The 14,064-nt window shown below is 71.7% G+C and carries 14 protein-coding genes and 1 tRNA gene; 5 read left to right on the top strand and 10 right to left on the bottom strand.

Translation table 11 applies throughout. The features are described 5' to 3' along the window. Positions 1–83: 83 nt before the first annotated feature. From R5W23_RS30190 to R5W23_RS30155, 8 genes are all read right to left on the bottom strand, one after another. Positions 84–1,841, bottom strand: coding sequence for a hypothetical protein (locus tag R5W23_RS30190; RefSeq protein ID WP_320689593.1), 1,758 nt, complete (start codon positions 1,839–1,841; stop codon positions 84–86). Further along, a complete protein-coding gene (locus R5W23_RS30185) occupies positions 1,834–2,619 on the bottom strand; it encodes a hypothetical protein (RefSeq protein ID WP_320689592.1) in 786 nt (261 codons plus the stop codon). The genes R5W23_RS30190 and R5W23_RS30185 overlap by 8 nt, the downstream gene beginning before the upstream one ends. A gap of 95 nt (positions 2,620–2,714) precedes the next feature. Beyond that, positions 2,715–3,146, bottom strand: a complete 432-nt coding sequence (locus R5W23_RS30180) for a hypothetical protein (RefSeq protein WP_320689591.1) — start codon at positions 3,144–3,146, stop codon at positions 2,715–2,717. Next, complete coding sequence (locus R5W23_RS30175) at positions 3,143–4,750, bottom strand: recombinase family protein (protein ID WP_320689590.1); 1,608 nt, start codon at positions 4,748–4,750, stop codon at positions 3,143–3,145. The genes R5W23_RS30180 and R5W23_RS30175 overlap by 4 nt, the downstream gene beginning before the upstream one ends. Continuing rightward, complete coding sequence (locus R5W23_RS30170; RefSeq protein WP_320689589.1) at positions 4,747–5,244, bottom strand: DUF2924 domain-containing protein; 498 nt, start codon at positions 5,242–5,244, stop codon at positions 4,747–4,749. Before R5W23_RS30170 ends, R5W23_RS30175 begins: the two co-directional genes overlap by 4 nt. A gap of 46 nt (positions 5,245–5,290) precedes the next feature. Continuing rightward, positions 5,291–5,500: a hypothetical protein gene (locus R5W23_RS30165; protein WP_320689588.1), complete on the bottom strand. Its 210-nt coding sequence runs from the start codon at positions 5,498–5,500 to the stop codon at positions 5,291–5,293. A gap of 155 nt (positions 5,501–5,655) precedes the next feature. After that, positions 5,656–7,494: a serine/threonine-protein kinase gene (locus R5W23_RS30160; protein ID WP_320689587.1), complete on the bottom strand. Its 1,839-nt coding sequence runs from the start codon at positions 7,492–7,494 to the stop codon at positions 5,656–5,658. A gap of 428 nt (positions 7,495–7,922) precedes the next feature. Beyond that, a tRNA-Asn gene (locus tag R5W23_RS30155) sits at positions 7,923–7,994 on the bottom strand. A gap of 909 nt (positions 7,995–8,903) precedes the next feature. On the opposite strand from R5W23_RS30155, the gene R5W23_RS30150 reads away from it, so the two are divergent. From R5W23_RS30150 to R5W23_RS30135, 4 genes are all read left to right on the top strand, one after another. After that, positions 8,904–9,590 (top strand): response regulator transcription factor, encoded by a 687-nt coding sequence (locus R5W23_RS30150; protein WP_261188697.1) that lies wholly within the window; start codon positions 8,904–8,906, stop codon positions 9,588–9,590. Beyond that, complete coding sequence (locus R5W23_RS30145) at positions 9,587–11,035, top strand: sensor histidine kinase (protein WP_320689586.1); 1,449 nt, start codon at positions 9,587–9,589, stop codon at positions 11,033–11,035. The genes R5W23_RS30150 and R5W23_RS30145 overlap by 4 nt, the downstream gene beginning before the upstream one ends. A 77-nt stretch (positions 11,036–11,112) precedes the next feature. Next, positions 11,113–11,478, top strand: a complete 366-nt coding sequence (locus R5W23_RS30140; RefSeq protein WP_320689585.1) for a hypothetical protein — start codon at positions 11,113–11,115, stop codon at positions 11,476–11,478. 260 nt (positions 11,479–11,738) lie between these two features. Further along, positions 11,739–11,996 (top strand): hypothetical protein, encoded by a 258-nt coding sequence (locus R5W23_RS30135; RefSeq protein ID WP_261188694.1) that lies wholly within the window; start codon positions 11,739–11,741, stop codon positions 11,994–11,996. Between the two features lie 77 nt (positions 11,997–12,073). Here R5W23_RS30135 and R5W23_RS30130 read toward each other — a convergent pair whose 3' ends face one another. Next, positions 12,074–12,244 carry a DUF1328 domain-containing protein gene (locus R5W23_RS30130; protein WP_010044159.1) on the bottom strand — a complete coding sequence of 57 codons (171 nt, stop codon included), beginning with the start codon at positions 12,242–12,244 and terminating at the stop codon, positions 12,074–12,076. A gap of 277 nt (positions 12,245–12,521) precedes the next feature. Then, entirely contained in the window at positions 12,522–12,887 is a 366-nt protein-coding gene (locus tag R5W23_RS30125; protein WP_320689584.1) for a VOC family protein, read from the bottom strand. A gap of 266 nt (positions 12,888–13,153) precedes the next feature. On the opposite strand from R5W23_RS30125, the gene R5W23_RS30120 reads away from it, so the two are divergent. Then, positions 13,154–13,891, top strand: a complete 738-nt coding sequence (locus R5W23_RS30120; RefSeq protein WP_320689583.1) for an EamA family transporter — start codon at positions 13,154–13,156, stop codon at positions 13,889–13,891. The last annotated feature ends 173 nt before the right edge of the window (positions 13,892–14,064 follow it).

Here is a 14,064-nt window from a genome sequence, read left to right as displayed (position 1 = left end):
GCCCGGTTACCATCGCACGGGCCGCTGACATTCCGTGGTCGGTGCCGCTGATATTTTGCTGACACGCGTGTAACGAGCCCGGCTCACGTGGCGGGCAGGGTGAGCCGGTAGTGCCCCTTGTTCGACCCGTCGATCGTCTCCGGCGGCAGGCCCAGTGCGACCAGGCTCCGTCGCGCGGACGCGGCCACCCGGTGCACCGACCCTTTCGCAACCCCGGCGTCGTCCCACACGTCCCGGCCGAGCACCGCGAGCGACAGGTACACCCCGCGGCCCCGGTGCAGCCGCGCGATGAAGTGGAACTCTTTGGTGTTCCCGAGTTGGCAGGGGGCGCCGTTGAACCGCACCTGGAACCGGTCCGGGTCGACCACGAACCCGCGCTCGGAGGGCGCGAACGGGGCCGGCGGGGCGGCCCCCGGAACGCCGCGCCCGAGGACGAGCCCGAGCAGCGAGGGCGGGGGCACCGCGTGCAGGTTCAGCACGCCGACCGCGTCCAGCGCGCGTCGGACCCCGCGCGCTACCCCGTCGGCGTGGCGCCGGTACAAGTCGTGACACGCGGCCGCCGCGGCGGCCGGGGACGTCCCGAGGTACGCGAGCGCCGCGTTCACTTCGGGGAACCGGACCGCGAACGCCCGCGGCCCCTCGAGCGGGGCCAGTTCCCGCGCGAGCCCGACGTACCGCTCGGCCAGAGTCAGGTCCGGCCCCTCCCGCGCGCCGGTCAGCGGGTCGCTCGCGTACCCGTCCGGCGGGTCGTCGGCGTCGCTCAGCCCGGCCGCCAGTGCGCACAGCCGGCGGTCCACGCACTGCGAGCACCGCCCGCAATGGGGCCGCGCCTCCGGCTGGCCCCACACGCGGCTGCAGCTGCAGGTCAGGGCGCACAGCGGGGCGTGGCCGCTCGCCCGGAGCCGCTCCAGCAGCTCGACCTTGGTGTGGCCCTGGGCCGCGTTCTCGACGGCGAACGGGGAGCCGAACAGGAGGGTGAACAGGCGCCCGAACCGGGCCAGCACCTGCGGGTGGGTGGTGCGCGACGCGCGGGCCCCGACCAGCTCGGGGCTGAGCGGCAGGTTCAGGCTGGTGACCCCGTTCTCGTAGAACCGGAACCGGTCCAGGCCGGCCAGCCGGGCGGTCGCCGCGGCCAGCGCCGCGAACACGAACGACCGGCCGCGCTGGGTGAATTCGCGGCCGTGCCCCTCGTCCTTGTTCAGGGTGACGTGCACGTGGAGCGGGGGCGGCCCCGCCGGCACGCGCGCGCGGAGCGCGTCGAACAGGGCCCGCTGGCGGGCGAAGATGCGGGTCGAGGAGCGGTGGCTCAGGAGCACCACCCGGCGGCCCCGCTCGAGTTCCGTGACGGCCCCGCACAGCGAGTCCAGGCCGCCCGAGAACAGCACCACCTCGTCGACGCCGCCGGCCCCGCCCTCGACCAGGTAGTCGCTCGAGCGCCGCGGGTCCACGGCCTGGTGGAACCCGAACTCGTACACGTCGTCGGTCAGGAACTCGAGGGCCCCGGTCAGCGCGCGCTGCACGTCGGGCCGGCGCCACAGGGCGGGGAGCCGCACCGGCACCTCGAACCGGAACCGGCGGCGCCAGCCGTCCCCGTAGTCGATCTCCGCGGCCCCGCCGCGGGTGACCGCCTGGTCGGCGGTGTGCACGTACGCGGCCAGCTCGAGCAGGTCCAGGGTGACGCTGTCGGCCTTGGCGCACATGGCGTCGGTGAGCTGGTTGACCCGCAGGTGCACGTCGGCCGCGGAGCCGAACTCGAGCGGTATTTGCCGGACCCGCTGCCGCGTGCGCGGGGCCGCGGCGCGGGACAGCCCGCCGCACAGGACGAGGTTGAGCTCATCCACCGCGGGTCCCCCGTCGGTGGAGCTCGCCGCGGAGCTTCTCCAGGCACCGGGCGGTGAACCCGGCGGCCTGGCGCTCGGTGACGCCGCCCAGGAACCGGGACCGGGACTTGTTGTACCACTCGCCGGCGAACGTGTGGACGACCGCCGCGGCCTCGCGGCAGTGGGTGTCGAGGTCGGCGACGAACTGGGCGTGCGCGGAATGGTCCGCGAACCGACCGGCGCCGCCCACGTGTTGGGACAGCTCGCGGCCCAGGTGGTACAGGAGGAACCGGCGCACGAACCGGGCGAAGTAGTCGTGCCCAAGGGCCTTGAACCCGTTCTCGGTGGCGAAATCGCGGACCGCGTTGCGCACCCGCTCGCCGGTGGCGAACAGCTCGGCGGTGCGGTCCCCGACCAGGGCCGTGAGGCACTCGGCGGCGGCGAGGGCGGCCATCTCGCCCAGGTCGGTGCGCCGGCCCGGGTGCGCGGTGTGCCAGTCCTGCACGGCGGCGGTGAGCCCGACCGTCAGGTCGAACAGGTCCGGGGCGTCGGGGACGCGAACGTCGATCTCGGCCAGGGCGGCCACGAAGTCCGCGGCCCGTGCGGCGACGGCGGTGCGGGCGAGCAGGAACACGACGCGCGAGACCCCCGGGTCCCACACGCCGCGCTCGAGCCCTTGGACCGCCGCGTGCGAGACGGCACCGGCGACGACGGCGGCGCTGTCGCCCCCGGCGATGTGCGCGACGACCTGCCGCCAGGGTTTAGTGTCGGGAAGGCGCCCGAGTCGAACACTGCCCATTGCCCTCGGCTCCCGGGTCAAGCTCGGATTTATACGCGTGTATATGTTGCCCGGCGGGAGCGGGCCGTCGAGGTCCGTTGTGGCGGTTCGGCGGGTTAATCCGTGTGCGACGGGGAAATACACGCGCGCAGGTTGCGCCACATCGCGCGCTGCCGCGACCAGTCGGAGGTGGTGGCGATTGGCCGCAGGTCGCGGAGCACCAGCGGATCCCGTCCATGCACCACCGGGGGCAAGAACAAGACCGTTTCGATGAGATCGGGGGCCAGGTGGAGGAGGGCCATGATCTGGCTGACGCGGGCCTGGGTCACGTGCCCCAGCCGCGCCAGCTCGGCCTGGTCGGTCACCGCGCCGGTGCGGATCAGTTCGTCGAACTTGAGCGCCAGGGCCATCAGTCGCGCCACGCGGGGCACCCGGCCGGGTGCGGGCGGCACCGGAGCCGGGCCCTCGCGCAGCTCCTTGGTGCGGCCCTTGCGGGCGAAGTGGATCGTGCCGGCCACCGTCAGCGGGGCCGTGGTGGCGGTGCTCACGCGCGCTCCTTGTGCTCGACGCGGTCGGCCAGTTCGTCGGCCAGCGCTTTGATGCCGGTGGGATGGAACGACACGGTGACCCGGCCGTCGCGCCCGTCGTACACGACCGTCTCGACCAAGAGCGCGATGACGCGGGCGCGCTCGAGCGGGTTGAGGACGCCCCACACCGGGTCGAACGCGGCCAGGGCCCGGGCCGCGTGCTCCTCGGGCACCCGCTGCGCGGTCACCGCCTGGATCTGGTCGCGCACCTTGGTGACCCGCCCCTCGACGTTGCCGATGCGCTCGTGCAGGTCCGCCAGCCGGGCCACCAGCGGGCCGTTGTCCTCGCCCGGGTGTAGCTGCACCGACAGGGTCCGCACCTCGGCGTGCCAGCCCCGCAGGTCCTTGTCCAGCCCGGCCCGCTCGGCCTCCAGCTCGGCGGCCCGGGCGGCGCCCGCGTCCCGCGCCCGGTCCAGCACCTGGCGCAGCAGCTCGGGGTCCCGGCCCACGGCCCGGATCCGGTCGACCACAAAGGTCTCGACGGGCTCGGCCGGCACGCTCCGGGACGGGCACGTGCGGGCCCCGCGCTTCTGGCCGGCGACGCACGCGTAGTACCGGTACCGCTTGGCCCCCTTGGTGCTGTGCGTGGGGGTCATGGCGGCCCCGCACGGGGCGCACCGCAACAGCCCCTTGAGCACGGCCCCGAACTGGTTGCGCACGTGCGCCCCGCCGGTGCGGCCGTTGCGCCGCAGCGCCTCCTGCACCCGGTGGAACACGCCCGGGTCGACGACCGCCGGGTGCTCGCCGTCGTGCACCTCGTCCTTGTACTTGACCTTGCCGATGTACAGCGGGTTGGTGAGCAGGTTGTACAGATTGGTGCGGTCGAACCGCTTGCCCCCGCGCGCCGGCCCCTTGCGGGTGGTCCACTGCTTGGTGGTCCAGCCCCGGGTTGCGAGCTCGTCGGCCACCGGGAGCAGGGACCCGTGCTCGAGGTACAGGGCGAAGATCTGCCGCACCCGCTCGGCCTCGGCGGCGTTCACCACCAGCTTGTAGCCGTTGGGGTCGATGTCGTAACCCAGGACCGGGTGCCCACCGGCCCACTTGCCCTTGCGGCGGGTGGCGGCGATCTTGTCGCGGGTCCGCTCGGAGATGATCTCGCGCTCGAACTGCGCGAACGACAGGAGCACGTTGAGCACCAGCCGGCCCATCGAGGTAGCGGTGTTGAACTGCTGGGTGACGGACACGAACGCCACCTGCTGCTGCTCGAACGCGCGCATCAGCTGGGCGAAGTCGAGGAGCGAGCGGCTGAGCCGGTCGACCTTGTACACGATCACGCAGTCGACCCGGCCCTCCTCGATGTGGGCCATGAGCTTCTGGAGGCCGGGGCGGTCCGTGTTGCCGCCCGTGTACCCGCCGTCGTCGTACCGCTCGGGCATCAGCACCCAGCCCTCACCCGCCTGCGAGCGGACGAACGCCTCGCCGGCCTCGCGCTGGGCGTCGAGCGAGTTGAACTCCTGCTCGAGACCCTCCTCGGTGGACTTGCGGGTGTAGATCGCGCACCGCACCAACTTGACCGCGGCCCGCGGCGCGGGCTTCGGGGCGGTCGCTGTGCCGTTCCGTTTCATGTGCCCTCCGGCTTGTTGAGCTTGAAGAAGTGGAACCCGTTGAGGTGGGTCCCGGTGACCGCTGCGGCGACCGCGCTGAGCGAGGCGAACGTCCGGCCGTCGTACTCGAACCCGGCGGCCAGCACCTGCACCTGGACGTCGGCGCCCTTGTACGTGCGGGTGAGGATCGTGCCGGGCGGGGGCAGTCGCGGGTCACTCGCGTGCGTGGGCACGGTGCCGGTGCGGACCGGGCCGGGCGCGGGTTCGTCGGCGTGCCCCTTGGGCGGGATCACCCGCAGGTCCGCATCCCGGGCCAGCTCCACGGCCCGGGCTTGCGCGCGGGCGCTGAGCCCGCCCTCGGCCAGGGCCTGGAGCCGCCACGCGATCCTTCGCACGAGCCACGTGCGGTTGCCCGACGCGGTCGGCTCGCCGAACACCTCGGCGTACCGCGCCCGCAGCTCTTTCGGGGTGAGCCGGCGTAGCCCGGCCAGTTCTTTTGCGACGTCGATCGGCACCTCGTGACCTCCACGGAAAAGCTGGCGATCTTGGCTCTCGGCGGCGTTAACCGCCGGTCCCAGTGACGCTCTTTCCGGGCGGTACAGCAAGCCCATTCGTGCCGAAATCTGAGGTTCCGGCGGTGCCGGTGGAGGGCGGTGGTTCGTGTGCGAGCAGGGCCGAGCCGAGGCGCACCAGCCCGGTGGCGAGGAGCCGGGCCAGCTCGCGGGCGCGGTCGTCGGGGGTGAGGGTGACGGGGGTGCGGGTGGAAGGCATCGGGGCACCTCGGGGGTGGACCCCAGCGGCCTTCGCGGTGCGACCGGCGTGCTGGCGGGAACGGGCGAGACGTCTACCTGTTAATTACACCGAGCGCGTTCGACGTGTTCAACTCGGGGTGCGAATTGAGGAGCGGCCGGCCGGAGCGTTCGCCTTCAGGAGCCGCCCCGGCGGGGCGCGCCACGGCCCGGGGCGGGGGGCGCCGCTCGGCACCCGCGCACCAGTTGCGGGAGCGAGGACCCACCGGGCAGCCCCCGGAGCCCGCGGTACAGGGCCTGGTCGACCGCGTGCCACGTTTCGCCCGGCGCGTCCGGGATCGGCCCGTCGCCGCGCCGCGGCCAGGTGCCGGTGCGCCGGTGGTGGGCCCGCACCCAGCGGCGGATCCGCTCGACCGCGAGGGCCGGCAGGGCCTTGCGGTTCCGGGCCCCGCGGCGCCGGGCCAGGAGCCGGGCCAGGGTGTCGCCGCCCGGGAGCCCGCGCAGGCCCGCGCCGAGCGCGGCCTCGACCGCCCGCCACGTCTCCCCGGGCGCGTCCGGGATGGCGCCCCCCTTGCCCGACGGCCACGCCCCGGTGCGGGTGTGGTGGGCGTCGGCCCAGGCGAGGATCGTTGCGACCGTGAACGGGGGAAGCGCCATGTGGTTGCGGACCCCGCGCCGGGCCGCCAGGAGCCGGGCCAGGGAGTCGCCCCCGGGGAGCCCGCGGGACCCGGTCTCCAGGGCCGCGGCCACCGCCGACCAGGTCTCCTCCGCGGCCCCGTCGATCGCGCCGGAGGTCGCGGTCGGCCACGCCCCGGTGCGGGCGCGGTGGGCGTCGGCCCAGGTGAGGATCTGGTCGGGTGTGAGGGGCGCGGCGGCGGCCGGGGTGCGGACCCCGCGCCGGTCCCCGAGGAGCCGGGCCAGCGACGACCCGCCCGGGAGCCCGCGGGCCCCGGCCCGCAGCGCGCGGTCCACCCGCCTCCACGTCTCGGCTCCGCGCCCGTCGATCGGTCCGGAGCGCGCGGTCGGCCACGCGCCGGTGCGGCGCTGGTGGGCGTCGGCCCAGGCGAGGACGGCGCGGACCGTCAGCGCGGGCCGGGCGGCGAAGTTGGGCTTGCGGCCGCGGCGGTCTAGGAGCCGGGCCAGCGAGTCCCCGCCCGGGAGCCCGCGGGTGCCGGCCTGCAGCGCCGCGTCGACCGCCGACCAAGTGTCGCCCGGGGACGCGGGGATCGGGCCCGCGTCCGCGGTCGGCCAGTTCCCGGTGCGCGCGTGGTGGGCGTCGGCCCAGAGCAGCACCTCCCACCGCTGGAGTTTCGGTACGGCGGCGGGATTGCGGGCCCCGCGGTGGGCCGCCAGGAGCCGGGCCAGCGAGCCCCCCGGGGCCAGCCCGCGGCACCCCACGAGCAGGGCCGCGCTGACCCCGGACCAGGTCTCGCCGGGGGCGCCGTCGATCGGCCCGGTGTTCTGCCGGGGCCATCTCCCGGTGCGGGCGCGGTGGGCGTCGGCCCAGGCGAGGATCTGTTCGGGGGCGAGTGCGGGCAGGTCCAGGTGGTTGCGGGCCCCGCGCCGGGCCTGGAGCAGCTGGGTCAGGGACGAGCCGCCGGGGAGCCCGCGGCACCCCTCGGCGAGCGCACAGTTGACCCCGGACCAGGTCTCGCCGGGGGCGCCGTCGATCGGCCCGCTGTCCTGTCCGGGCCACGTTCCGGCGCGGGCGCGGTGCGCGTCGGCCCAGGCGAGGACCAGTTCGGGGGTGAGCGCGGGTAGGTACGTGTGGTGCCGGCGCCCGCGGTGCTCGAGCAGCAGCTTGGCCAGCGAGGAGCCGCCGGGCAGCCCGCGGGAGCCGTTCTTCAGGCAGCCGTCAACGGCGGACCAGGTGGTATCGGGGAGGTCCGCGGTGCCGTCCGTGCGGGAGGGCCAACGGCCGGTGCGGGCGTGGAACGCGTCGGCCCAGGCGAGGATCACCGGGGCGGTGAGGTCCGGGCGCGGCGGCGCGGGGCGGAAGCGGAGCGGTCGCGTCATCGGAGCGCTCGTCGTGGTGGGGGCCGAGTTGAGTGTACCCCCGGCCCGGAGACGCTCAAGTGGCATCATGCGCCCTCGATCGGTCGCCGTGCCCGGTGGTCGGATGGGCTTCTGTGCGGCGCGCGACTCGGTGGCCGCGCGGGTTCGGATCGCGCTCGGGGTGCGAGACGAACCCGGTGTTAACTCGTGGGGTAGTCTCTCGGCGAGAGCGCGAGACTTTTCGGGCGAGAAGTTCGGGGTGCGAGTTGGAACGGTGGGGTTCGCCTCGGACCCCGAGATATCTCCGTCGAACCCGAGACTTTTGCTGGGTGGGTGAGAGGTGAAAAAGTGCCCGGAAAACGTGGCAGAAATGGTGACAGCCGGAAGGCCATGCTCCCGGCTGTGCGAGTTAACTCCTGGGGTGCATTATTCCGCACCCGCTGACTCAGCTCCCCGACTTGGATTCGAACCAAGAACCTAGCGGTTAACAGCCGCTCGCTCTACCGTTGAGCTATCGGGGATCAGCTCGTACCGTAGATATAAGGACCAATTCGCGGATTGACAAGACCGGAACTAAAACAGTTAGGGCCGTTCCGTTATTCACTCTGGTAATGCCGATGAGCTTGTGTGCGTGGCCTGGGTGTACCTGAAGCCATTCGATGGCCTCGGATGTGCTATCGGCGGGCACACCGCTCTTGGCGCGCTGTTCACAAGCATGATCCTGAGTCACTCCACGGCCGCCTTGTGCTTGTTGGTCTTGGAGTTCACCCGGATCTGGTTGAATACTGCTGCGGCTGACGGGGCGTGGTCGGCCACCCGGCACCTCCCCGTTGCCGCTCCCGCGCAGGGGCGTGCCCTCAACGGTCACATGCGTGGGTTGCCGGTGCCAAATGCCCGCCATCCACCGCCCCAGGGCCGCCCCTCAGCAGTTGCCCGGTTGCTGAGGGGCGATCCGCCGCAGGGGCTTGGACGGAGGCGATGCGGACGGCGTCCGGTACTTCGGAACCACCGCGCGTGAGCCAATGGGGCCTGTACTGGCGCCCGAACCGGGCGATCCACTGTCTGCCCGTGTGGCCCATCAGCACCGCCAATGCAACCAACCCGAGCACCGTCGGCACTGGTGAATCAGCCCATGCCGCCGACTAAAACCCGGCGGTGCTCGGAACCGTGGCCCCACCGAGCACCGCCGGCAGCGGGTGAAGAAGCCCTTGCCGCTCGCGCGTCCGGGGCCGTTGGCGGCTCGCCAGACCGGGAACATGCGGGCCGGGAGCACCTCGGCCGGAGGCGCGCCCCACTCACCCAACAAGCCCGCACGCGGCGAGGTGAAATGCGGAACGGCCCCGGGTGCCAACTCGAGGTGCGGCCGCGTGAAGGGCAGGGCGGGTGCCGCCGTATAATGCCCGTCCGGTCGCACCAACGCGAGGCGCCGCATGAGCTTAAAACTTCTCGTCGTCGAGGATCAGGCCGACTTCGCGGATTTCGTGGTTCGCGGGCTTCGGGAAGAAGGGTTTACAGTCGAACGCGCCCCGGACGCGCGTACCGCTTGGCACGCGCTCGCGACCGCCGACTGGGACGTGGTACTGCTCGACCGCGGTTTGCCAGACGAGGACGGTCTTTCCCTTCTGAAACGGCTCCGCGCGGCGGGCCGCGCCACCCCGGTCCTGATGCTCACGGCCCGGGACGCCGTGCCCGATCGGGTCGCCGGGCTCGACGCCGGGGCCGACGATTACCTCACCAAACCCTTCGCGTTCGACGAACTCCTGGCCCGCGTCCGCGCGCTCGCGCGGAGGCCGGCCGCGGTCACCGGCACGACCCTGTCCCACGCCGACGTTCGCGTCGATCTCGCCACCCAGCGCGCCGAGCGGGCCGGTCACAAGCTCGACCTGACCGCCAAGGAGTACGCGCTGCTGGTGCTGTTCTTGCGGCACCCCGGTCAGGTGCTCACCCGCACCCGCATCTACGAACACGTTTGGGACGAGCGGTACGACGGCACGTCCAACACGCTCGAGGTTCATGTCAAGGACCTCCGCCGGAAGCTCGAGGGGCACGGCCCCCGGCTGATTCACACGCTTCGCAACCGTGGGTACCGGTTCTCCGTCGATGGGGACGCACCGTGAGCCTCACCACCCGGCTGCTCCTCTTCTCACAGGCGGCGCTCGCGGCTGTCCTTGTTGTTTTCTGCTCGGTGCTCTACGCCGTCGCGCACTGGTACGTTCACCATGCGGCCGTGGCGTCCGCGGACCGGTCGGCGGCAACTCTGGTGGCGTCCGTGGACATCGAAGCGGACGCGGTCGAATGGGAGCCGTCCGACCGCGACGTGTCCCTCGGCCCGGGGCCGCTCGGCGGTACGGTCTACTGGTACGTCACCGACGCCCGCGGGACGCCCGTTGATCGGAGCCCGGCGCCCGGTACCGCCGAACTGATTGCCGCGTCCGGACCGGGAACGGACGAGCCCTCCGCCGAGGGGTGGGTGCTGTCACGAAGGCTGGTCCACCCGCCGGGCGCGGCGGGCCTGCTCCTCACGCGAGACCGGACGAAGGAAGAAACCGAGAAGGGCGAGTACCCGGCCCTGGTGTTCACGACCGGGGTGCGGACCGGGCCGCTGCACGCCGCGCTCAACGCGCTGGCGGCCGGGCTCGCCGTCGTGTCGCTCGCGGTGTGGCTCGGCGCGTGGGCGGCCGGGCGGTGGGTCTGTCGGAGGGCGCTGCGCCCCCTCACCGAGATGGCCGGGGCCGCACGAGCGATGCGCGCCGAGGACACCGGCGCGCGGCTCCCGCCGCCGGGCGCGAAGGGCGAACTGGAGGAGCTGCACGCGGCCATGAGCGACCTGTTGGGCCGCCTGCGCTCGGCCCTGGAGCGCGAGCGCCGGTTCACGGCCGAGGCCTCCCACCAGCTCCGCACCCCGCTCGGAACTATCCTCGGGCAGGTCGAAGTCGCCCTCCGGCGTCCACGGCCGCCGGAAGAATATGAGCGCGTGCTGGAGGTGGTCCGGCGCCAGGCCGCCGAACTGACCCGGAGCGTCGAAGCGCTCCTGTTCCTCGCCCGATCCGACGCGGACGCCCCGCCGCCCCGGACCGAACCCGTTGACCTCCGCCAGTGGGTGCCCGAGTTCCTCGCCACCCTCACGTCCCGGGCGCGGCACGGGGACATCTCCTTCGAGCCCGAACCGCGAGCCGCGCTTCGCGTGGCCGCACACCCCCCGCTGCTGCGCGAGCTGGTCGGGAACCTGATCGACAACGCGCTCAAGTACAGCCCGCCGGGCGCGCCCGTGGTCGTTCGCGCGTTTACCGAGGGCGCGAGCGCCGTGATCGCCGTCGAGGACCGCGGGCCGGGAATCGACGCGGCGGACCTTCCGCACGTGTTCGAGCCGTTCTTCCGCTCCGGGCGTGCGACCGCGCTGCCCGGTTCCGGGCTCGGGCTGGCCGTGGTGGCTCGCCTCGCGGCGGCGTTCGGTGGCCGGGTGGCGGCCGAGAACCGGCCGGATGGCGGCGCCCGGTTCCGGGTCACCCTGCCCGCGTTGGCAGATGAAGAGAACTTTATCCGCACTTCACGGGGATATTAGTCTGCGGCGTTACCCTGCATCTTGAAGGTCGGCTGACGGTCGCACACGGCGACCCCGCCGGCCGCAGGAGAACAGCCATGACACGCCACCCCGAACGATACATCGGATTCGGTTTCCTGTTCCTCGCTTGTTCGGTGGTCGCGCCCCCCGTGGCGGACCACGTTCGCACCCGGCTCCAGCTCCCGAGCGGGTACGGGGCGGAAGGCGACCAGCAACGGGCCGCCCGCATCCCCGCCCTTGTCCGCCCTGCCGTAGAGACGCTGGCGACAGGCGCCGAGGGGAACTGGCTCCGGGAGCGCGTCGAGGGCGGGGCGTGGGTCTACGACCTTCACGTGCTCAAGGGCGGGCGGGAGTCCATCATTCACCTCGACTCCGGTGGTAACGTGATCGCGCCAGCGGTCGCGGAACCGGAACCGGAGGTGCCGGCGGAGGCGGGCGAGTGAACCGGTTCACCCTTCGGGCTATTGGGCCATCACGCACCGCACAGGTCGGAACGTCGGCGCCACAAACACCCAGACCAAAAACGGAAACTGGTAACCGGAACGTGAGTGAAGAACAGAGCGGCGCCTATCGAGTGGCTCCGGGACGAGCGCCGCCATGAACTGGAAATGAGAACGCCGCTCGCCGGGCGCAACACCTCAACTGCACACCGTTCTTCTCGCACAAGGGCCGACGGAAGCCGACCCGCAACGAGGAGAGAGCCATGATCCGCAAGCTGATCCTGTCTGCCGTGCTCGCCACAGGGGCCATCGCCGGTGTGTCTTCGGCCGCGAACGCTGCTCCTGACGTGTTCGATCGTCACGACCATCGCGACGTGCGGTTCGAGGTGAAAGTGCGGCACCACGGGCACTGGGACACTTACGGCACCTACCGGGACCGGGACGACGCCCAGCGCGTCGTTCGGATGCTGGAGCGCCGGGGCCAGGACGCCCGGATCGAAGTGGAACGCGGTCGCTGGTGAGCGCGCACAAACCGGTCGGCACCCGAGGGAGCAGGTCCCGCGGGTGCCGACCGGCGCTGTAACCGAACGTCGGCGCGTCACGACACCGGCGGACCCTTACGACCGAACAGCATCGACACCACAGCCAGGATCAGGAACACCACGAGCAGGATCTTTCCGATCCACGCGGCATCGCCCGCGATCCCACCGAACCCGAACAGGGCGGCGATCAGCGCGATGATGAAGAACAGGATAGCCCAGCGAACCATGACGGCCTCGAACGTGATAAAGGGGTAACTGACTTCAGTCAGCGAGCCTCTATGCACTTCCGGGGCCATTCGTTGCCACGGCTCATTTTGTTGGGCTCATCACGTGCGCTCGCGCATCTCGCTGCTTACTGCCATGCCCCGCATTGCCTTCATGTGAGCCGGGCCGTCCGCACTGCGACGGCCGCAGAGCCCTACGACCGGTACATCCCGCGCTACCGCAAGTTGTGGGAAGAGTGGTACGGCCGGTCCGTGAGATGATGCCGTTTCTTGAGTCGCGTTATTTCGGCTCCCACAACTCGAAGCGGTTCCCTTCCGGGTCCGTTGCCCAACCGAAGCGTCCGTAGTCGTAGTCCTCGACCTTTTCTTCGACCGTTGCGCCGGCGGCGCGGAGTTGCGCCAGCATGGCGTCGAGGTTCTTTACGCGGTAGTTCACCATGAACGGCGCCGCGCCGGGACCGAAATATTGCGTGTCGGTGGGGTGGACGGCCCAGACGGTCATCTCGCCCGGTCCGTCCGAGGTCAGCGCCCCGAACGTTTGGTCCGCATCGACCGGAAGTCCGAGATGTTCCCGGTACCAAGCCGCGAGGGCCTTCGGATCGCGCGCCCTCAAGAACACCCCGCCGATACCCTGCACCTTCTCCATAACGATCTTCTCCGGGATGGTTGTTCGCCGAGTGCGGCTTGCAGAGAGGCTGGGGAGGGTAAGCCGAACGGCTCGGCGAGTCGAGGTCAGGAGGCGCGAGCCGGCGCATCGCCGCGTCCCCGAACGCGGTTTCCGTAAACTGCCTCAACGCAAAGTGGAACCAAGGGGGCCGTTGAACTGTGAGCCCGTGGGTCGCCGGTTTAGTTCTCTTTTCGGCCTTTTTGCACGCGTCGTGGAACGCCCTGCTGAAAGGGCGGGGCGATCGGATGCGCTCGATCACGGTGATGGCCGCGACGGCCGGGGCGGCGTCCGCGGTGTGGGCTGCCTTCTTGCCGCTCCCGCACACGGCGAGCTGGGTCTACATGTCTCTTTCGGTTGCTCTTCACGTCACCTACAACTTCCTGCTGGTGCTGGCGTACCGGCACGGCGATCTGGGCGTTTCGTACCCGGTCGCCCGCGGCTCTTCTCCGATGCTCGTGGCCGCCGGTGCGGCGGTCGTGGCGGGTGAACAACTCGACGCCTTCACCCTCGTCGGCATCGCTCTGGTTTGCGGAGGGATTCTCGGGCTGGCTCGTGAGGGACGAGAGGGTGGGTTCACTCGTGGCATCGTACCCGCCGCCCTGGCGGGGGCGACGATCGCGGCGTACACGGTCATTGACGGCCTCGGGAGCCGGGCGTCGGGTAACGCTTGGTCTTATGCGGCATGGCTGTTCATCTTCAACGGTTTGGCCATGCTCCCGGTCTGGGCGAGTGGCCCCGTTCGGCTCGATTCCGGTTCGATGCGCTCGGCGGCTGGCGGGGTGGTATCGCTGGCGGCATATGCCATCGTCATCTGGGCGGCGAGCATCAGCCCGATGGGACAGGTCTCGGCGCTGCGGGAGTCGAGCGTCGTGGTTGCGGCCGTCCTGGGGTGGCTCTTCCTCGGCGAACAGCTCGGTTCGAGGCGCCTGGTCGCGTGCCTGATTGTGGCCGCGGGCGCCGGGTGCCTCGGGTTGCGAGGGTAGGGGTTGTGCCGCGGGTGTGGCGCCCCCCTGGGAGCGCGGACGGGAACCCCGCTGGTCGGCACATCGTTTCGTGGTGCGGGCATCCCGCCGAGCTTTGCCCACCCCGGAGCAGCGGACGAGACGTTCGCGGTTCCATAGGAACACCGCCCATTTCACTTCCGGTCTGTCACATC

This window comes from Gemmata algarum (assembly GCF_034097035.1).
Lineage (GTDB): Bacteria > Planctomycetota > Planctomycetia > Gemmatales > Gemmataceae > Gemmata > Gemmata algarum.
Note: the sequence above shows the minus strand (reverse complement) of the source record. Positions and strands in the feature narration are given on the sequence as shown.

Bases quoted from the DNA above. Each gene is read 5' to 3' on its own strand.
- R5W23_RS30140 (WP_320689585.1), top strand. From the start codon at position 11,113: ATGACACGCCACCCCGAACGATACATCGGATTCGGTTTCCTGTTCCTC.
- R5W23_RS30165 (WP_320689588.1), bottom strand. From the start codon at position 5,500: ATGCCTTCCACCCGCACCCCCGTCACCCTCACCCCCGACGACCGCGCC.
- R5W23_RS30120 (WP_320689583.1), top strand. From the start codon at position 13,154: ATGCGCTCGATCACGGTGATGGCCGCGACGGCCGGGGCGGCGTCCGCG.
- R5W23_RS30150 (WP_261188697.1), top strand. From the start codon at position 8,904: ATGAGCTTAAAACTTCTCGTCGTCGAGGATCAGGCCGACTTCGCGGAT.
- R5W23_RS30185 (WP_320689592.1), bottom strand. From the start codon at position 2,619: ATGGGCAGTGTTCGACTCGGGCGCCTTCCCGACACTAAACCCTGGCGG.
- R5W23_RS30160 (WP_320689587.1), bottom strand. From the start codon at position 7,494: ATGACGCGACCGCTCCGCTTCCGCCCCGCGCCGCCGCGCCCGGACCTC.
- R5W23_RS30130 (WP_010044159.1), bottom strand. From the start codon at position 12,244: ATGGTTCGCTGGGCTATCCTGTTCTTCATCATCGCGCTGATCGCCGCC.
- R5W23_RS30175 (WP_320689590.1), bottom strand. From the start codon at position 4,750: ATGAAACGGAACGGCACAGCGACCGCCCCGAAGCCCGCGCCGCGGGCC.
- R5W23_RS30135 (WP_261188694.1), top strand. From the start codon at position 11,739: ATGATCCGCAAGCTGATCCTGTCTGCCGTGCTCGCCACAGGGGCCATC.
- R5W23_RS30125 (WP_320689584.1), bottom strand. From the start codon at position 12,887: ATGGAGAAGGTGCAGGGTATCGGCGGGGTGTTCTTGAGGGCGCGCGAT.